Annotated in this window: 23 protein-coding genes; 19 read left to right on the top strand and 4 right to left on the bottom strand. The window is 63.6% G+C overall.

Annotated elements, in window-relative coordinates:
• The first annotated feature begins 66 nt into the window (after positions 1-66).
• From IB236_RS17960 to IB236_RS17970, 3 genes are read left to right on the top strand one after another with little or no spacing between them, the layout of a single operon-like run.
• Entirely contained in the window at positions 67-750 is a 684-nt protein-coding gene (locus tag IB236_RS17960) for a response regulator transcription factor (protein ID WP_225581228.1), read from the top strand.
• Entirely contained in the window at positions 747-2186 is a 1440-nt protein-coding gene (locus IB236_RS17965) for a sensor histidine kinase (protein ID WP_192421661.1), read from the top strand. The genes IB236_RS17960 and IB236_RS17965 overlap by 4 nt, the downstream gene beginning before the upstream one ends.
• A 17-nt stretch (positions 2187-2203) precedes the next feature.
• Positions 2204-2635 carry an RNA-binding S4 domain-containing protein gene (locus IB236_RS17970; RefSeq protein WP_192421662.1) on the top strand — a complete coding sequence of 144 codons (432 nt, stop codon included), beginning with the start codon at positions 2204-2206 and terminating at the stop codon, positions 2633-2635.
• An 86-nt stretch (positions 2636-2721) separates the two neighbouring features.
• On the opposite strand, the gene IB236_RS17975 is transcribed toward IB236_RS17970, so the two are convergent.
• Together IB236_RS17975 and IB236_RS17980 are read right to left on the bottom strand one after the other, a co-directional pair.
• A complete protein-coding gene (locus IB236_RS17975) occupies positions 2722-3408 on the bottom strand; it encodes a hypothetical protein (RefSeq protein WP_192421663.1) in 687 nt (228 codons plus the stop codon).
• A 657-nt stretch (positions 3409-4065) separates the two neighbouring features.
• Positions 4066-4911, bottom strand: a complete 846-nt coding sequence (locus IB236_RS17980; RefSeq protein ID WP_225581229.1) for a DUF3800 domain-containing protein — start codon at positions 4909-4911, stop codon at positions 4066-4068.
• Positions 4912-5271: 360 nt separating this feature from the next.
• On the opposite strand from IB236_RS17980, the gene IB236_RS17985 reads away from it, so the two are divergent.
• Entirely contained in the window at positions 5272-5706 is a 435-nt protein-coding gene (locus IB236_RS17985; protein WP_192421664.1) for a hypothetical protein, read from the top strand.
• Positions 5707-5763: 57 nt separating this feature from the next.
• On the opposite strand, the gene IB236_RS17990 is transcribed toward IB236_RS17985, so the two are convergent.
• Both IB236_RS17990 and IB236_RS17995 read right to left on the bottom strand, forming a co-directional pair.
• Positions 5764-6828 carry a phage portal protein gene (locus IB236_RS17990; RefSeq protein WP_192421665.1) on the bottom strand — a complete coding sequence of 355 codons (1065 nt, stop codon included), beginning with the start codon at positions 6826-6828 and terminating at the stop codon, positions 5764-5766.
• Between the two features lie 2 nt (positions 6829-6830).
• On the bottom strand, positions 6831-8732 hold the full coding sequence (locus IB236_RS17995) for a terminase large subunit domain-containing protein (protein ID WP_192421666.1): 1902 nt from the start codon (positions 8730-8732) through the stop codon (positions 6831-6833).
• A 143-nt stretch (positions 8733-8875) separates the two neighbouring features.
• Between IB236_RS17995 and IB236_RS18000 the strand changes: the two genes are divergently transcribed.
• The 15 genes from IB236_RS18000 to IB236_RS18070 all read left to right on the top strand — a co-directional run bounded on the left by IB236_RS18000 (position 8876) and on the right by IB236_RS18070 (position 18529).
• On the top strand, positions 8876-9706 hold the full coding sequence (locus IB236_RS18000) for a GPO family capsid scaffolding protein (protein WP_192421667.1): 831 nt from the start codon (positions 8876-8878) through the stop codon (positions 9704-9706).
• Between the two features lie 59 nt (positions 9707-9765).
• Entirely contained in the window at positions 9766-10773 is a 1008-nt protein-coding gene (locus IB236_RS18005; protein WP_192421668.1) for a phage major capsid protein, P2 family, read from the top strand.
• A 100-nt stretch (positions 10774-10873) separates the two neighbouring features.
• A complete protein-coding gene (gene gpM, locus IB236_RS18010) occupies positions 10874-11581 on the top strand; it encodes a phage terminase small subunit (protein ID WP_192421669.1) in 708 nt (235 codons plus the stop codon).
• 143 nt (positions 11582-11724) lie between these two features.
• Positions 11725-12189, top strand: a complete 465-nt coding sequence (locus IB236_RS18015; protein ID WP_192421670.1) for a head completion/stabilization protein — start codon at positions 11725-11727, stop codon at positions 12187-12189.
• Positions 12189-12392, top strand: coding sequence for a tail protein X (locus IB236_RS18020; protein ID WP_192421671.1), 204 nt, complete (start codon positions 12189-12191; stop codon positions 12390-12392). The genes IB236_RS18015 and IB236_RS18020 overlap by 1 nt, the downstream gene beginning before the upstream one ends.
• A 7-nt stretch (positions 12393-12399) precedes the next feature.
• On the top strand, positions 12400-12627 hold the full coding sequence (locus tag IB236_RS18025; RefSeq protein WP_192421672.1) for a hypothetical protein: 228 nt from the start codon (positions 12400-12402) through the stop codon (positions 12625-12627).
• Positions 12624-13187 carry a lysozyme gene (locus tag IB236_RS18030; RefSeq protein ID WP_192421673.1) on the top strand — a complete coding sequence of 188 codons (564 nt, stop codon included), beginning with the start codon at positions 12624-12626 and terminating at the stop codon, positions 13185-13187. The genes IB236_RS18025 and IB236_RS18030 overlap by 4 nt, the downstream gene beginning before the upstream one ends.
• A complete protein-coding gene (locus tag IB236_RS18035) occupies positions 13184-13747 on the top strand; it encodes a DUF2514 family protein (RefSeq protein WP_225581230.1) in 564 nt (187 codons plus the stop codon). The genes IB236_RS18030 and IB236_RS18035 overlap by 4 nt, the downstream gene beginning before the upstream one ends.
• A complete protein-coding gene (locus tag IB236_RS18040; protein WP_192421674.1) occupies positions 13731-14225 on the top strand; it encodes a phage tail protein in 495 nt (164 codons plus the stop codon). The genes IB236_RS18035 and IB236_RS18040 overlap by 17 nt, the downstream gene beginning before the upstream one ends.
• Before the next feature lie 104 nt (positions 14226-14329).
• Positions 14330-14791 (top strand): phage virion morphogenesis protein, encoded by a 462-nt coding sequence (locus IB236_RS18045; RefSeq protein ID WP_192421675.1) that lies wholly within the window; start codon positions 14330-14332, stop codon positions 14789-14791.
• A 63-nt stretch (positions 14792-14854) separates the two neighbouring features.
• Positions 14855-15346: a YcxB family protein gene (locus IB236_RS18050; protein WP_192421676.1), complete on the top strand. Its 492-nt coding sequence runs from the start codon at positions 14855-14857 to the stop codon at positions 15344-15346.
• A gap of 97 nt (positions 15347-15443) precedes the next feature.
• Entirely contained in the window at positions 15444-16040 is a 597-nt protein-coding gene (locus IB236_RS18055) for a phage baseplate assembly protein V (RefSeq protein WP_225581231.1), read from the top strand.
• Positions 16037-16387 (top strand): GPW/gp25 family protein, encoded by a 351-nt coding sequence (locus IB236_RS18060; protein ID WP_192421678.1) that lies wholly within the window; start codon positions 16037-16039, stop codon positions 16385-16387. Before IB236_RS18055 ends, IB236_RS18060 begins: the two co-directional genes overlap by 4 nt.
• Positions 16384-17325, top strand: a complete 942-nt coding sequence (locus tag IB236_RS18065) for a baseplate J/gp47 family protein (RefSeq protein WP_192421679.1) — start codon at positions 16384-16386, stop codon at positions 17323-17325. The genes IB236_RS18060 and IB236_RS18065 overlap by 4 nt, the downstream gene beginning before the upstream one ends.
• Positions 17318-18529 carry a phage tail protein gene (locus IB236_RS18070; protein ID WP_192421680.1) on the top strand — a complete coding sequence of 404 codons (1212 nt, stop codon included), beginning with the start codon at positions 17318-17320 and terminating at the stop codon, positions 18527-18529. Before IB236_RS18065 ends, IB236_RS18070 begins: the two co-directional genes overlap by 8 nt.
• Positions 18530-18532: the final 3 nt, after the last annotated feature.

Raw genomic sequence — 18532 nt, forward strand, 5'->3', positions numbered from 1 at the left:
CTGTCCTCAGACTCAGGGAAAACACTCATGCACCCGGCCCAATGAGACGGTGCTATGGTGCCGCGCATGCAATTGCTCCTTGTAGAAGACGACCCCACCATGCAGGCCACGCTGCACCGCGCACTGACCCGGCGTGGCATGGAAGTGACCGCTGTGGGCGACGGACGCGCAGCGCTGAGCCAATGGACCGCCCTGCAGCCCGACGCCGTCATCCTGGACCTCACCCTGCCGGGCCTGGACGGCTTGCAGGTGCTGCAGCAGGCGCGATCACGTGGCCTGCGCACCCCCGTACTGATCCTGACGGCACGTGGCACCGTGGGCGACCGCGTAGTGGGGCTGAACGCTGGCGCCGACGACTACCTGCCCAAACCGTTCGATCTGGACGAGCTGGAGGCACGCCTGCGCGCACTGGTGCGCCGCAGTGGAGATCCCGCCGTAGCGCCGCTGGCCCCCAGCATCGTGCAGATCGGCGCCATCCGCTACGACAAGGACAGCGGCGCGCTGTACCTGAACGGCGAGGTGATGGAGCTGACCCCCCGCGAGCTGGCGCTGATGCACGCGCTGCTGGCGCAACCGGGCCATGCCGTGACCAAGGAGCGGCTGTATGAGCTGGTGTTTCCGGGACAGCTCGACGTGCAGTACGAAGCCATCGAGGTCGTGGTGTACCGGCTGCGCAAAAAGCTGGCGGGCACGGGCCTGACCCTGATGACGCTGCGCGGCCTGGGCTACCTGCTACGGGCCGACGCATGACCCAGAGTGCCCCGCGCCACCACTCGCTGCGACGGCGGCTGCTGCTGGGCATCTTGTTGCCCGTAGCCCTGTTCATCGGCTTCAACACCTGGAGCCTGTACCACCAGACGCTGGCATCGCTCAACACCGCGTATGACCGCACCCTGCTGGCATCCGCCAAAAGCATCAGCGAACAGCTCGACGTGAAAGGCTTTGACGATGCGGCGCAACTGCGCGCCATCGTGCCCTATTCCGCGCTGGAGGCCTTTGAGGCCGACAACCAGAGCCAGATGTTCTATCGCGTCTCGACCCTGAAGGGCGATATCGTGTCGGGCTTTGAAGAGTTGCCGGTGTGGCATGGCAGCATCCCCGCGCGCCCGCCCTACGCGGCCCTGGTGGACTTTTACGACGACCGGTTTCGTGACCGCGATGTGCGTGTGGCAGTACTGCTGCAACCGGTGGCCAGCTCCGAAGGCCGGGCCATGGCCGTGATCCAGGTGGCCGAGACCCTGGAGGTGCGTGAAACCCTGGCTTTGCAGATCCTGTGGAACACCCTGTTGCGACAGGCGCTGTTGATCGCCGTGGTGGCCTTTACCGTGGTGTTGGTGGTGCAGCGCGCCACCCAGCCCGTGCGGCAGCTCAGCCAGCAGCTGCAGGCCCGGCGCGAGGGCGATCTGAGCCCCATCGCGGCCCCGCTCGCCCCGCGCGAGCTGCAGCCGCTGGTGGACGCCACCAATGAGGTCATGCAGCGCCTGCGTCACCTGCTGCGGCACCAAAAGCGCTTTGTGCGCGATGCCTCCCACCAGCTGCGCACACCGCTGGCCGTGCTCAAGACCCAGGTGCAATCGGCCCTGCGCGGCGACGTGGAGCCGCAACAAGCCCTGCACGAGATCAGCGACACCGTGGACCGCGCCACCCAGCTCGCCAACCAGATGCTGGCCCTGGCCAAGGTGGAGCAGCTGCGCCAACAAAGCGCTCCACCAGCCACCCGCTTTGATGACATTCTGCGTGCCGTGGCGCTGGAGATTTCGCCACTGATTGCTCAGCGCGATCTGGACTTTGGCATCCACACCGAGCCAACCCTGGTGCAATCGCATGAATGGATGCTGCGCGAACTGAGCCGCAACCTGCTGCACAACGCCGTGCGCCACGCACCGCCCGGCAGTGAGTTGACCGTGGACTTGCGCAGCGACGGGCGGCATGCGGCGCTGACGATCAGCGACCACGGCCCTGGCATTGATGACGAGCTGGCGGCACGCCTGTTCCAGCCCTTTTCTGCAGGAGACGTGCGCACCGGCAGCGGCCTGGGCCTGGCCATTTGCCATGAGATCGTGCAGGCCCTGGAAGGCAACATCACACTGACAAACCAGGTGCAAGGCCACAAGGTGACAGGGCTGGACGCCGTGGTTCGCCTGCCACTGCCTGCGCCCTTGACCGACAGCACACCCATGGCCTAGACGGCACAATCTCGCCCATGAACACCTTGGAGACGATGCGCCTGGACAAGTGGCTCTGGTGCGCCCGCTTTTACAAGACCCGCAGCCTCGCCACCGAAGAGATCGGCAAGGGCCGGGTCACTGTCAATGGCCAGCTGGCCAAACCTGCACGCGACCTGCGCTGCGGCGACACCGTAGCGCTACGCCAAGGTCCCGTAGCACGCACCGTGCGCGTTCTGGGCCTGAGCGGTGCCCGGGGCCCTGCGCCAGTGGCCCAGCAACTGTACGAAGAAACCCCTGACAGCATCGCCGCCCGCGAAAAGGCCGCAGAACTGCGCCGCTTGGCCCCTGAGCCGGCTGCGACATTGCAAGAAGGTCGACCAACCAAACGCGACCGTCGCGAGATCGACAAGGTGAGCAACAAGGGAAACGATTGGGGCAGCCGGTGGAGTGCTTCGATCGACGAGTGAGTAACGAAGGCGCCGACCATTTCACGACACCGAGATAGGTGCTTGCGCGTGTCCACGCTGGGTCACTCATGCTTGCGATTTACTGACTAGGGGGCCGTACTGGGTGGATGTATCCTGAATTTGAAACGGGACATAACCAGCGCAGCATGAGGCGCACTGCGTGGCAGCAATTCTTCCACGCAACCGGTGGCAACTGGAGGCACAAAGCCGGCAGCGATACCCCCCATGGCGGCCTTGGAGCCCCCCCTCCAACTCCACCCCCACTCGGCCCCGTCAATGCCTCCAGCAAACAGCAAAGCGCCCTTTGCTGATTCACCCAAGCGGATCTCAATCCGCATGCTGTTCGCAAAAGCACCGCGCCGATAACCTGCGGTGATGCGCAGCGTAAACACCGGGTGTCGAACTGGATCGAAACCCGCGCCTACGGTATTGGCAATGACGGCCAATGCCGGCATGGCGGTACCGTTCCACCCCTCCGCCATCACCGCACCATCGCCAAAAATGATGAAACCACGCGCAGCCGACCACAGGTTCTTGCCGTACCGCAAGATGGCCCCGCAGTGGGGGTTGTAGCCGCCCTGCCCACCCTCGCAATCGAGCGTAAAAACGATGTGATGGCCTCCGTTGGAAAAAAACCTGGAAGCATCGACCGTGCACAAAAAATCGGCGCAATGAGAAGGCGCAGAGCCCGCAGCCCTGGGTAGATAACAAAAGTCCAGATCGTTGAATGCCAGGCTGAGCTCGCGAACTTGCACGTCACGATGGTGCGTCATGGGGGCCCTTCTTCCCTGTAGGCATCAGTATCAGTGTCAGCATACAGGGCCACTGGCCAGCACTTGCGCGCTCCATGTCGGCTTTGGGCCGCTATCACGGGCCAGCGCCCTCGGCTTGAAGTACACAACAAAAAAAAGCCCGCACAGGGCGGGCTGAAACCTTGCCAGAGTTCACCAGGACACAGGCCCTCCGCAATCCAAACAGCGGGCGGAATCTGATCCATGTCCCCAAGAAAGCGAGCAAGGCTCTTAGGACCCCACGATTGGGCGCGAAACATGATCGGTTGGGTATTCGGGAATCACCTATGCGCAATGCAATTCCTCAACCGAACTGCGGCGAACAGACAGACTTGACAAAGAAAAAGCCCCAAGCGCGTTGAGCGCTTGGGGCTTATCTTGGCGGAAACGGAGGGCGCCACACAGCGGCAACAGATGATGCTTTGGGGAGCCTGGTGCTCATTCGTAGGCCATCCAGTAGGCCATCACATACATGCAACACTTGCTAAACCGCATACAGCAGCCAGGACCTAGGATCGCACGACATGCCGGCAAACCGTTATTGACGTTTTGGTCAACATCAGCGATACTGCTATCAGGCATAGCCTATGAGGTCACCCTGTTGTGGCCGCCAAGAGCCCGCGTTTGCGGGCTTTTGTTTTATCTAGGGTCAAAGCAGCTGTACTTTGTCCCCAGCAGTCCGTTTTCCTCCGTGCATACGGATTCGATGAGCTTTCCGGCTTCTACAAGCGTGACGTACGCACGATGAGATTGGTCGTAGCCCCCCTGGCATACCGGCCACAGCACCAAATCTGCAAACTGCATAAGAGCTGATTGCTTGGTTTTAATTCGGAACTCAAAAAGAGTCGAATGAAACTGGGCCTGAGTTAAAGGGCTGTACTTCTGAGAATTGGTGGCATTAAACGGCAGCCCTTCGTTTCGTAGGGTATTGAAATACGATTTCAATTGTTTCTCTGTAGCTTTGTCACTTTGTTCAGCATAGATTCTCAGCCTTGACTCCCGGTGTATGGCTACTTTTGCTGCGCGCTCGGCGACGATGTTGAATGCAGTCGCACACAATTTCCAGCGCCGGGGGCCGTATTGCGCTAAATATCGGTTGTTGTATCCAGGCCGATCTATCACGCACGCCAATACGTGAACAGGAAGGCTGATGATCAATTCAGTCAGCTCGTCATAGAAAGCAGCTTGCCGTTCGACTGGCTCAGATTGGAGCCAACGTGCCCTTTTTGTTTTGTGGCGGATGTCATATGAGCGGAGGGGCTCCGCAGCCAATTGTGGCCAGCGGGAACGGAACGCCTCGATCAACTCTTTGCAGTGACTTTCATCTGATGCGTTTACCAGCACGCCCCCAAGGGCAAACCAATCACGATCTGTAGCGATTTTGTCGGGTTTTCGGTCTGGGTCTCTTGGGCCAGAGTCATCGATGTAGAAGTGGCATTCAGGCTTCATATAACTTGTAACTATGGCATGGAAGGCCTGCTCCATACAGAACAAAAGCACGGACTTTGGACGAGTGACAAATTCCGACAATTGCCGACAGCGCTTCCAATCCGAAACAGCCGCGTAGAGCCGCATCAACCCTAGCGTTGGGGTCCGCACGACACCCCGACAAAATCGACGTATCAAGCAAGCGGGCGCGGCGGGGTCTCGACGGCGCGCCGCAGGGTGGGCTCGCACTGCCTCAGCCAATGCGAGGAGGCGGCGCTGGTGATGCGATGAACGTAGGTGGGCGCCCGCCCGCACCCCTGAACGGGGGCTGCGGCGGTAAGCTTTGACGCAGGCGAGGTGCACTTGATGCATGACTCGGCAGATACACTGTCTATGTCGCCGCTACACACATCAACTGTGCTGATCTTTAAAAAAGAAGGCCAACGGGCCCTACTAGAGTTCTTGAGAAATTTGACTCCGCAGGTCTTGCTGGCGACTACAGCGCTGCTTCTTTGGATCCACCTGGATTTCAAGCGATTTGATCTATCCAACTGGCCTTCGACCGTTGCGTTTTTTTCCTGCGTGGGGGTTTTCTGGTTGGCGTTTCTAGCCAACCTGAATCAGTTTGTAGACGCGCTGCTCGACAACCTGACGGTGTACGCCCGCTTTGCGCGGCGCGAACGTGTACGAGGCGTCCATCGCTGGCGAGCTGTATTTAGGACTCTCAGAACTATGTTTACCCATCGCCGGATGCTGTTTGCCGATTTCCTTGGCACCGTTGTCATCGCGAACATTGGCCTTTTGACAGTGACCATATCGGCGCTTAACGCGCTACGAGCGGCATTGCGTTAGCTGCCCTCACCCTTCCCAAGTAAGCGCGCTTGAGACTACGCAGCAGCAGACTAGGTTCTAGGAAGGGACATCCTGCAAAAGATAGGGCTTGAAGGTGCACACCTTGTTGCCGGCCCACGAGTTGATGGCGTGTGAGATGCGCGCCTGCAGCGGCGCAATCTCGTTGCGGGCAAACACCATTGCGGCTTTCTCCACGTCTCCGAAACCGCCCACGTTGTTGGGCAGCATACCCATCAGCTGAGGCGGCACACGGTGAGCAGCCAGCACATCATCGCGGCTGGCGTTCTTGATGTTCAGGAAGTCATCCTTGGCGGCCACCTCGCTGATGGGGATCATCTGGATGCCGTCCTTCTTCCCGTTGGGCGCGTAGTAGAAAAGGTTTTTGAAGTTGCCAACGCCCTTGGTTTTGGTCAGCTGCTCGCGCATCTTGTCCACGTCGCCCTGGGACTGGGCTGCATCGGTCACATAGAGGATGAAGCCGGCATGGCTGCCGTTGTTGTAGTAGCGGCGCCGGAACAGCGTGGCCGATTCATTGAGCATGGCCGACTGCAGCGCACCCAGGTACGGCGGCAGGCCATAGATTTCCTGATGGATGTCCTGCTCGCGCAGCTGGAACACTGCGTGGCGCGGGAATTCGTGCGGGCTCTGCAGGTCCGTAACGAAAAAGAAGCGCCCTGCTTCAAGGCCGCGCCGGGTGTACTTGCCCAATGCGTGGCGTAGCTCCAGCAGTTCGCCCAACCGGTTACGGCGCCGCTCCAAATAGGCATTGCCCAGCACCATGTAATCGAGAGCGAAGCCGCCGAAGGCTTCGGCGCTGAGCGACTGAGACGGGATGAAGGTGCTGACCAGCACATTGACCTTGAACCGCAGGGCCGACTCGTGGTGCGCTCCTACACGCAGAAGGCGAGCAAGCGCTGCCAAGCTCACAGGCGGTTCGTACCAGTCGCCGCACTGCAAGCATTCCGCATACTCCAGCAGCGCCGAGCGTCCCCCCAGTACAGGCTCTGGCTCGCCCAGGTCGAAGCTGAAAGCCTGGGCCTGCGGCGGGGCCGCAGTAGCCGCAGAGGGTTCAGTGGACGTGGGGGTGTAGTGCGCCTGAGCGCGGCGATTGCGTTTTGTCATGTTCAGTCAGAGATAACAAGGAAGGATTGGCCCTGTGGCGTGGCCAGGTCAGTGCCCGTTTCCAAGGGTTCATGGCTGAGCGCGTTCATCGTTGCCCAGGCCAGATCGGAGTGGCCGGTTTCTTCGCTGCGCCCCGCGGCATACGTCACGTTGCGTCCGCTGGCCGTCATCTCACGCTTGATGGCCATGAAGCTGGCGGCCAGCTCCTTGTTGCCAGCGTCAAACTCCAGCCGCCCCGCATTGATGACCTGCTGCGCCTTGAGCACCAGCATGGTTTTCCTGTCCACGCTGTAGTTGATGCCTCGCACCGCGGGATAGAACTTCTGCACCAGCTGGTAAACGCCCTCCCCGATGCCAGTGGTGTCTACCGTGATGCCGGTTACGTTGTAGCGCTCAGCGATTGCCTTGATCGCCTTCGCCTGGGCTTCAAAGTTCATGCCCTTGAACTGCTCTGTGTGCAGCACGCGCAGCGCCCCGCCCGGTTTGGTGGGCTGGGCTACCACCACCAGGCCGGCGTTATCGCCCGTGTGGCTCGGGTCATAGCCTACCCATACTGGCAGCCAGCCATAGGGCCGCTGGCTGAATGGCTTGAAATCTGTCCACAGCTCCCAGCTGTCCACCATGCAGGGCTGCAACATCGAGAGCGGGAAGACCGAAAACGAATCATCGACAAAACCGCACATCAGCAGGTTGGCGAACTCCGCATCGGAATACTCCAGCTTCAGCTCTTCAAGGTCGAACAGGTCGCAGCCGCCCGCCAGCGCATCCATGATCGTGACGATGTTGCGCCACACCCGATCCTCGCCAGTGAAGCCACCGGCCAAGCGCGCGTGCGTCAAGTCCACTTCAATCCTGGACTTCTTCTTGACTCGCAGGCCCGACCAGAACGCATAGGCCGCGTGCTGAATGCTGCTGGGCGTGCTGAAGTAGGTCTTGCGCCACTTCTTGTGCATCGCCATGCCGCTGGCCACTTTGTTCAGGCGCTCAAAGTCTTGCGTCCAGAAGAACTCATCAAAGTAGAAGTTCCCGTGGTAGCCCTGGGCGGTGCGTGCGTTGCTGCCAAGGAAATACAGCGTGGCGCCGTTGGCCAGCACGATGGGGTCGCCTTTCAGCTCCACACCCGTCACTTCGTGGACGAATGCACAGATGTACTGCTTGAAGATGTGGGCCTGGGCCTTGCTCGCGGACAGAAAAATCTGGTTCCGCCCAGTCTCCAGCGCATCAATCAACGCCTCACGCGCAAAGTACCAGGTGGCACCTATCTGGCGCGACTTGAGAATGGCCCGCGTTCGCTGCTGGCTGCTCTGCCACCAGCCCAGCTGGTACTGGAACAGCGAATCGAGGAAAGCGCTTTTCAGCTGTTCCACCTGTTCCTCTGACAGGCAGTTTTTGCCGCGAGCCTTCTTCGGCCCAGCGTTGCGCGCTTCAATGGCTGGGTTCAGATCGGCTTCGCGCCCGGTGCGTTCGTACTTGCCGATGCGGGCCAGCCGCTCCAGCTGGCGGCCCAGCAAGTCAATTTCCTTGAAGTCCCCGCCCGTTTTCACGTCCTTGGCGATCAGCGTTGAGAGACGGGCTTCCAGCGCGTTCTCCACGCGCTGCGCGGCCGGTGTGTCCTGCCACTTCTCTGCCTTGCACCAGCCGTGCAGCGTTCCGCGCGGAACGCCCAGGTGCTCTGCGATGTGCGACAGCTTCCAGCCCATCCAGAACAGCGCCCGTGCTTCGCGGCGCACACCTGCACCGCCATCCACCGGGCTTGTTTCACCGCCTGGCTGAGCGTCCTTGAAGATGGCTTTGGCGCGGGTGGTGATCGCTTTCTGTGCGGCGCTGCCCGTGTTGTGCACGGCGCTGACCTCGCGTCTGGACTTGGCTGCTGTGGCTGGTCTGGTGGCGGCTTTGCTTGTCATGGGCTACCAGTGTCTGCCGCGCGCGCGCGGAAAGCACCACCGGAAAAATGTGAGTCGCGCAGCCACAGCGCGCACAAATTGCGGCCACGGCAAGGCATGCGGAACATAGGCGGCAGATCAACTCACCGCACGAAAGCCGCACCATGCCATCCAAGTTTTTCCGCGTAGCAACCGAAGGCGCCACCACCGACGGCCGCGAAATTCAGCGCAGCTGGATCGAGCAGATGGCCAAGAACTTCAATCGTGAAAAGTACGGTGCCCGCGTGTGGCTGGAACACATGCGCGGCATGCTTCCCGAAGGCGCTTTCGCAGCATTGGGCGATGTGCTAGCAGTGGAATCGCGCACAGTGGAAGACGGCAAGCTGGCGTTGTTCGCGCAAATCGAAGCACTGCCGGCGCTGGTGGCCATGAACAAGGCCAAGCAGAAGATTTACACCAGCATCGAAGTGGACCCCAACTTTGCGAAGTCCGGCGAAGCCTATCTGACCGGCCTTGCTGTGACCGACTCCCCCGCCAGCCTGGGCACCGAGGTGCTGAAGTTCGCGGCCGGCAATCCCGACGCAAGCCCGTTCAAGGGCAAGAAGCACAGCGAGGGCGCACTGTTCTCCGCTGCTGTCGAAACGGATTTGGGCCTGGAAGGCGATGCCGAGAACATCGCGTCCACGCTCATCACCAAATTCAGCGACATGCTGAAAAACTTGAGCAGCATCACTGCCCCCAAGCCCACGCCAGAAACCACCGACGTATTCGCTACCAAGACGCTGGAAGTGCTGGGCGCAGCTGATGCCGCCATTCAACACCAGGCCAAGGAACTGGCCGCCGAGAAGGCCGCGCGCGACAAGCTGGCGGGCGATTTCTCCGCGCTCGAAAAGAAGTTCAACGAACTGACCGTGAAGCTGAGCCAGCAAGACAGCAGCTCTACCGGGCGTCCTGAAGCCACCGGCACTGAAGGCGCCGTGCTGGCCGACTGCTGAGCCACCACCACGCAACACGCAAGACACCGCAAACCAGAAACGAACCCAAGGGACAGACCATGAAGAACCCAACCCGCAAGCACTTTTCCGCCTACCTCGCCCAGCTCGCCACGCTCAACGGCGTGGAGTCGGCGGCCCAAATGTTCACCGTAGCGCCGAGCGTGCAGCAAAAGCTGGAAAGCCGCATTCAGGAAAGCAGCGCCTTCCTGCAGTCCATCGGCATCTACCCCGTGGACGAGATGCAGGGCCAGAAAATCGGTATCGGTACCGATGGCCCCGTGGCCAGCCGCACCGACACCACTGGCGCTGACCGTATCACGCGCGATGCCGCATCGCTGGGCGGCCAGGGCTACCAGTGCGTGCAGACCAACTACGACACCCACGTGCGCTATGCCACGCTGGACATGTGGGCCAAGTTCCCCGACTTCCAGCTGCGCCTGTCGCGCGCCATCCAGCAGCAATGCGCGCTGGACCGCATCATGATCGGATTCAATGGCACCAGCGCTGCGGCCAACACCAACCGGGTGACAAATCCCCTGCTGCAGGACGTAAACAAGGGCTGGCTGCAGTACCTGCGCGAAAACGCACCCGAGCGCGTCATGGACCACGGCGCAGCCGCAGGCAAGGTGGTAGTGGGCGCGACTGGCGACTACAAGACGCTGGACGGCCTGGTGTACGACGCCACCGAATCGCTGCTGGACGCCTGGCACGCAGAGGCGGGCGATCTCGTGGCCATCGTGGGCCGTGGCCTGATGCACGACAAGCTGTTCCCACTGGTGGACGGCCAGACCGCCCCCACGGAAATGCTGGCCGCCGACATCGTGCGCAGCCAGCGCCGCCTGGGTGGCAAGCAAGGCATCACCGTGCCCTACATGAAGCCCAACGCCATCCTCATCACCAGCCTGAAAAACCTGTCCATCTACTACCAGGACGGCAGCCGCCGCCGTGCGGTGATCGACAACCCCAAGCGCGACCGCATCGAGACCTTCGAGAGCAGCAACGACGCGTTCGTGGTGGAAGACCTGGGCAAAGCCTGCCTGATCGAAAACATCGAGCTGCAGGACTGACGCACAGCAGCCTGCCGCAAAAAGCCGCTTCTAAAAAAGGGAGCCGCTATTTGCAAGCCGGCAGCCACAGCACCGACAAGAAGCACGGGGAACACCAGCCATGCGACAGACACCAGCCCAGAGGCACCGCATTCACAGCCTTGCATCGCAGCAGGCCGCGCAGCAAGAAGCCGACAACGCGCACGGCCAGACCGTAGGCACTGCTTACGAACTACAGCTGGCGCAACTGCACCAGCACCGCCTGCGCCTGAAAGACATGCACAGCGTGGAGCGAAAGATCGAAGCCAAGCGGGCCATGCTCCCAGAGTACGACGCCTACGTAGACGGCGTGCTGCAAGCCCGGCCAGGCACCCAGGACGACGTGCTGGCCACCGTGCTGGTGTGGCACATCGACGCAGGCAACTACGCCCGGGCGCTGGAAGTGGCAGAGTACGCACTGGCCAGCGGCATCAAGCCGCCCGACCAGTACAACCGCAATCTGCCCACCATCGTGCAGGACGAAGTGGCCGAAGCCATCTTGGCGGGCAAGCTCAGCGGCGCTGATGCACTACTGGTGGCCGCCAAGGCCATGGCCCTGACCGACCAGGCTGACACGCCCGACCAGGCCAAAAGCAAGCTGTACAAGGCCGCAGGCTGGGCCGTGCTGGGCAAGACCGGTAGCCACGATGTGGACATGGCCACGCGCACCATCAAGGCGTGCAAGGAGGCTCTGCCCCTGCTGCAGCGCGCCATGGAGCTGGACACCCGAGCCGGTGTGAAAAAAGACATTGAGCGGCTGGAACGCCGCCTGGCCGCGAAGACCAAGTAGGCCAGGCGAAGTAACCCAGCCGCTGCAACCCGAGCGTACCCCGCACCCGTGGCGGCCCCAGGGCAGAGAGCGCACACCCGTGCACCACTCCGACGCCCTGGGCCACCGCCACACCCTCAAACACCACCAGCACGAAGCCGCCCATGTCGTTCATCGCCACCGCCAATCCGCCCATCGAAGCCGACGACGCCCAGGTCGAAAACGACCCATGGTTCCCAGCCATCGACGCGCCCAAGGTCCGCGAGGCCTGCCTGCTGGACGGCACCGTGACGGCCGCGCGCCTGGCCGAAGCCATAGCGGGCGCCATCGACGCGGTGAATGCGGAGCTGCGCACCTACAAGGCTGACCAGCTCGCCCAGGGCGTGGAATCGCTGGCGGATGCCGGCGACGGCCGCCAGGCTGGCCGCTACCTGCGCGCCATCCACGCCCATGTGCAGGCAGACCTGGCCGAGGCGTACCGCGAAATCGACACCACGCCCCACAACGACAGCAAAACAGAGCGCATCCGCGAACGCATCGAAGCCAAGGTGGACGAGCACCGCCGCAAGCTCCGGTGGGCAATCTCCGACCTGCTGGGCCGGCCGCGCACCACCGTGGAGCTGATCTGATGCGCGCCATCGCCCAGGACTACGAAATGCTGGACGAGCTGTGCCGCCGCACCACAGGTGCCACGGCCGAGGTGGTAGAGGCCACCTTGGCCGCAAACCCAGGCCTGGCCAAGCTGGGGCCGCGCCTTCCAGCCGGCACCGTGGTGCAAATCGTTGTCCCGCCAAAGCGCACCCAAAAGCAAACCATCAACCTGTGGGACTGAAAACACCATGGACCGTGAAAGCATCATCAAAGCCATCGGCGTAGAAACCGCCAAGGCATCGCCCCCCGTTGCCGTAGTGGCCCATCAAGCCGTCAACGGCTGGACCATGAGCCACACGCTAACCGCCCTGACCATCGCGTATGTGGCTGCGCAGCTGGGCTACCTGCTGTGGAAGTGGCGCAATGAACGCGCCGAGCGCATCGCAAAGCAGGCTGCGTGCGAGGTGGCACAGTGACCACCAGCACCCGCCAGCGCATCGCCGTGGCGCTGCTGTCGCTGTCGGCCGCAGGCTTTGCCACATGGAAGGCGAGCGAAGGCGACGGCCCCACCAGCGTGCGCGCCGATGGTGCCGTGGTGCACCACCCCTACGTGCCTACGGTGGGCGACGTGCCCACCATCGGCCACGGGTCCACCCGGTACGAGGACGGCACGGCGGTGCGCCTGAACGACCCGCCCATCACCCGCCAGCGGGCCGAGCAACTGGCGCGCAACCTGCACAACGCCGACGAGGTGCGGTTCAAAGCCAGCCTGCCGGGTGTGCTGCTGTACCCCGGCGAATTCGACCTCTACCAAGACTGGGTGGGCCAGTTCGGCAGCGGCAACTGGCGCAAGCCCAATTCCCCCCGCACCTGGCTGCTGCGCGGCGACTACGTGGGCGCCTGCCAGGCGCTGCTGCTGTGGCGCTTTCAGGCCGGCCGGGATTGCCGCCTGCCGCAGAACTGGGGGCCGCATGGTTGCAAGGGCGTGTGGACCCGGCAACAAAAGAGGCATGCGGACTGCATGGCAATGCAATGACCACACTTGCAGCTCTACACGCCAACGCCTGGAAATACACCGCCATTGCCCTGGGGCTGGGCCTGGGCTTCGCCCTGGTGATGCAGACCCTGCGCCTGGCCGAAGCCCGGCTGGAAACCGCTCACACCGAAAACACCCTGCAGACCGAGCGCACCACGGCCGCACGGTCCGCGCTCAAAGCCTCTGAACGCTATCGCAAACTGGAAGGGAACCACCGTGACGAACTCACCCAAATCGACGCCGATGCACAGGCCGCCGTTGGTGTTGCTGACGCTGGCCGCGCTCGCGCTGTTGACGCTCGCAACCGGCTGCAGCGCGACCTTGCCGACTACCTCACCCAGCACCGTGCCGCCGCCCAGGCTCGCGCCGCTGCCGGACAGTGCGCGCCAGACCCCGCCCCCGCCGATTTGCTTGCCGACATGCTCCGACGCGCAGACGACAGAGCGGGAGAACTCGCGCACGTTGCTGACACCGCCCGCGCCCGTGGGCTCGCCTGCGAGCGCGCCTACGACAGCGCCCGCAACATGATCGAGGCCGCCCAGAATGGAAAAGCCGAGTAGCCTGCGCGACACGCTCACCAAGGCGCTGCCCGCACTCAAGAAAGACCCGCAGAAGCTGGCCATCTTCATCACCGGCGGCCGGATCATGCACAGCGGCACCGACTCGCTGTCGTTTGAGTACGCCTACACCCTGCGCGCGCTGCTGCTGGACTATGCGGGCCACGCCGACGCAGTGATGGCGCCCCTGGTGGAATGGATGAAGCGAAACCAGCCGGAGGTCTTCGACGATCTAGCAAAACGCGCCCGCGCCATCCGGTTCGAGGCCGAGTATCTGAACGCCAAGGCCATCGACCTGCAGATCGAGCTGGAATTGACCGAGCGCGTCGTTGCGCGCCCGCGTGCAACCGGCCCTGCCGGAGCGCTGGACCTGATCCACCCCAAGGAACCCCCGCCACAGCTGGCGATCCTGCAAGCCGAACACTGGGAGGTGTACTTGCGCGACGAGAAGCTGGCCGAGTGGGACTACGCCCCGCGATGAAATACCTGTTCACCGTCTGCTTTCTACTGTGGGAGGGATACCAGCGCATCCGTAGGCGCTGGCGCCGCTGGGTCCGTGCCCGCCAGCGCGGGAACCACTGACCCATGGCCGACGACTTCATGCTGCTGGAAGGATGGCTGCAACCCCTGTTGGACCGCCTGACCGATGTCGAGCGCCGGAAACTCGCCCTGGACATTGCGCGCGAGCTGCGCCGCGAGAACGCCGCCACCATCCGCGCGCAGCACGGGCCAGATGGTGAAGCCTGGGCGCCACGCAAAAACCCGATGCGCGACCAGCGCGGCCAGCTGCGCAAGCGCAAGGCACAGAGCATGTTCACCAAGCTGGCCGGAGCCAAACACCTGCGCGCCCAGGCCGAAGGCGGCGACGCGGTGGTGGGCTTCGCTGGCCGCACCGAGCGCATCGCCCGGGTGCATCACTTCGGCCTGCGCGACAGCGTGAAGCCTGGCGGCCCGGAATACGACTACCCGGCACGCCCGCTGCTGGGTATTTCCGACGACTTCACCAAGCGGCTGCATGAAATCATGCTTTCGAGGCTGAGCACTTAGTCCAAGGCACAACGAGCGTGAAGCAGAATAAGCCGTCGATCAAAAAATAGTGGGAGGGACACCATGCGAATTCAATTCAAGACAACCTACTGGGACGTGCTTCGATTCAACATCGCACACACCTTCAGATCGCCCTGGTATCAGCTCACACACGGGCTGTTTGCCGCCTGGATCATCTGGACATTTATGACGGAAAACTCGGCTGACTTCTTTACGGCCGCTTTGATCGCGCTTTTTTGGTGGATTGCCATTTGGCTGTTTGTCTTTTTCGCTATTGCGTTCGCCGTCGCAGGCAAGAAGAACAAGACCATGTTTGTAGAACACACCATGGAGGTAACGGACGAAGGACTACTTGAAGAAACCAAGTTCAACAAGTCCGTTTTCTATTGGTCAGGAATCGTCAAGCTATTGCAGCGTCCTGGCTTCATCGCCTTGTACATATCTGGACATCAGGCGCACCTCATACCCAAAAGGTTCTTTGCGTCCAAGGCAGAGATGAACGAGTTCAGACGGTTGATAGAGGAACACATGGAGCGCTCCAGAGCGCTCAGGTAGTCTCTTCTCATAGGGGACCTCGCTCTCGAATTGTCCAAAGCGCAGCCACAGCATGGGCTGCGTGCTTTCTCGCGCACGCGCGGGCACCATCAAATGCATGGATCGCCCCGTAGATCAGCCCGAATCCCCGTTTGAAATCCTGCGCCGCCTGGAAAACCTGGTGCGCGTGGGCACCGTGGAAGAAGTGCGCACCAAAAAGCCCGCGCGCGTTCGCGTCCGCTGCGGCGAAATGCTCACCAACTGGCGCCCCTGGGTGGCTGGCCGCGCTGGTGGCGAGGCAGGTGCAACGTGGTGGCCGCCCGTGAAGGGCGAACAGGTGCTGATGTTCTCCCCCGGCGGCGACCTCAGCAACGCGGTGGTGCTGCCCGGTGCCTACAGCGACAAAAACCAGCAGGCCAGCGAAGACCCCAAGGTATTTCAAATGGACCTGGGCGGCGGTGGCGTCATCAAGCACAACGCCGAGTTCGGCAATCTGCAAATCGAGGCTGTGGGCAGCATCACCATCAGCGTGCTGGGCTCCGTCATCACGATGAATGAGCAAGAAATCTCGCTCTCCGCCGGCGGCTCAACGCTCACCATCAGTGCCGACGGCGTGGTGGGATCGCCCGATGTGATCGCCCAGGAAGTCAGCCTGGCGAGCCACAAGCACCCCGGCGTGGCACGCGGTGACGAAGAAACGGGGCCGCCCCTATGAACCGCACCACCGGCCAATCCATCACCGGCCTGGACCACCTGCGCCAGTCGCTGGGCGACATTCTGACGACGCCCATTGGCTCGCGCGTCATGCGCCGCGAATACGGCTCGCTGGTGCCCGAGCTGATCGACCACCCCGACAACCTGGCCACCCAGGTGCGCGTCTATGCCGCAGTGGCCAGCGCCCTGATGCGCTGGGAGCCACGTTTCCGGCTGTCGCGTATCGAATCCTTGCGCGAGGCCGACCGCCCCGGCGCCGTGCTGTTCCGCCTGCACGGCACCTACGACCAGCGCGGGCGCGTGGGCCCGCTGTCCCTGAACGTATCCGTGACGGGACGCGCCGCATGAACAATCTGGACCTTTCCGCCCTGCCCCGCCCCGCTGTTGTCGAAGCCCTCGACTTTGAAACGGTGCTGGCCGAGCTGCGCGCCGACCTGCTGCGCCTGTACCCAGCCGCCGCCGAGGTGATCGACCTCGAAAGCGAGCCGCTCATCAAGCTGCTGCAGGTGGCTGCCTACCGCGAGCTGTTGATCCGCGCCCGCATCAACGATGCCGCCAGCGCCGTCATGCTGGGCTGGGCCGTGGGCACCGATCTGGACAACCTGGCCGCGCGCTACGACCTGGCGCGCCTGCCTGGTGAAGACGACGAACGCCTGCAAGAGCGCGTGCTGATGGGCTACCACGCCCTGTCGGCCGCTGGAAGCCCGACCAGCTGGCGCCTGCGCGCCATGTCGGTGTCGGTGGATGTGCGCCAGGTGGACGTGTGGGCCGACCGCCCGGGACGCGTCAAGGTGTGCCTGCTGGCCCGCGTGGCGGCAAACACCAACGATGTGGAAGCGACCCAGCAAGCCATCGGCCGCGCCCTGTTTGGCGACCACCCCGAGGCCGGGGCCAATTCCATGTGCTGGCGGGTTGCGGTGCCAGGTGACGCCATCGTGGGCCAGACCGAGGCCGCGCTGCTGGCCGAAGACGTGCGCCCCCTGACGGTGGATGTGGACGTGACGGCCGCGCGCATCCTGCCGCTGGCCGTGGCCGCCACGCTGGTGCACCCGCCCGGCCCCGATGGCGCCGTTCTGGCCGCCGCTGCCGCCGAGCGTGTGCGCAAGCTGGGTCTGCGGGCCGCCTTCCGCGTGGACATGACGCGCGCCGCCCTGGTGGCCGCCCTGATGGGCGAAGGCATCCGCGACGCGGTGCTGGCCACGCCCGCCGCCGACATTGCGGCCGGCGCCGGTGAAGTGCCCGTCATCACGTCCATCACCGTCACACCACAGGCGCGCCATGACTGACCGCCACCACCTGCTGCCGCCCAACGCCACGCCCCTGGAGCGGGCGGCATCCTCTGCCATGGGGCCGTGGACCGTGGGAGACGCTGCGCTTTCGACGTTGCAAGATCCCGCGCGCATCCCCGCGCACCTGCTGCCGCACATGGGCCTGGCCGAAGACGTGCCCGTGTGGCCCCAGGCCGAGGCCGAGCGCCGCGCCGTCATCAAGGCCAGCCCGCGTTTGCATGCCCTGATCGGCACCCCGCGCGGCCTGCGCGAGCTGGCCCGCCTGGGCGGCGCCCGCATCGAGCGGCTGGAAATGCCGCCCGCCAAAACCTTCCTGGGCTACTGGGACGCCGAGAGCCGCGCCCAGTGGCTGGCCGCCCATCCCGAGATGCGCATCTACAGCCAACGCGAGCGGGCACCCTGCGAGGGCCTGATGCTGGGCAGCGGCTTTGTGGGCGCCCAGGCCGAGCCACCGGCCCGCACCAGCGCCATGGCGCGATCTGCCATCCGCGCGGAAATCCGCTACCCCACCGGCCAGGTGTTGCCGCTCACCACCCACGGGTGGACCGACATGGCGCAGGACCGCACCGCCACGGTGGACCTGGCGCGCCGCGCCGTGGCCCGTGGCCAGCACCTGGGCCAGCCGCTGGCCGGGGTCATGAGCCGCGCCGACGCCTCCACCCGGTACTGGCGCGTGCAGACCGTGAACTACCGCGAGCGCCTGCAGCTGCTCACGCTCAAGCAAACGGCGCCATCGCTCGCGCCCCTGTCGCCAGATGCCGAGCCCGTGGCCGAGCGCGCAGCGCGCCCGAATGTGCTGTGTGCCGGCCTGCCCCTGGGTGGCTTCACCGTGCGCAGCGACAGCGCGCGGCGCATGTACGCCCGAATCCGCCTGCACGACCCGGCCGTGGCCAACGTGCCCAAGCACGGCCCCGCGTACCTGGGCTTCACCCGCCTGAGCAGCCCGCCCTTTGTCGCGCTGGCCCATGTGCGCATGCCGGCACGCCGCCAGCCCTTCGCCATGGCTGGCACCGCCATGCGCGCCGCGCTGTCGGTGGGCGATGCCCGCGAGCGCATGGCCCCCGCCCTGGACGCCATGGACTGGGCGCGGGCCGCGCACGACAAGGTACTGATCCGCACGCGCCTGCACGCCACGGCGCGCGCCAGCCGCATCCACCGCGCCGGCGCCGTGCTGGCCGGCCAAACCATCAACCGGAGCTAAACC

The sequence above is a fragment of the Acidovorax sp. ACV02 genome (assembly GCF_014851475.1).
Classification (GTDB): Bacteria; Pseudomonadota; Gammaproteobacteria; order Burkholderiales; family Burkholderiaceae_C; genus Acidovorax; species Acidovorax delafieldii.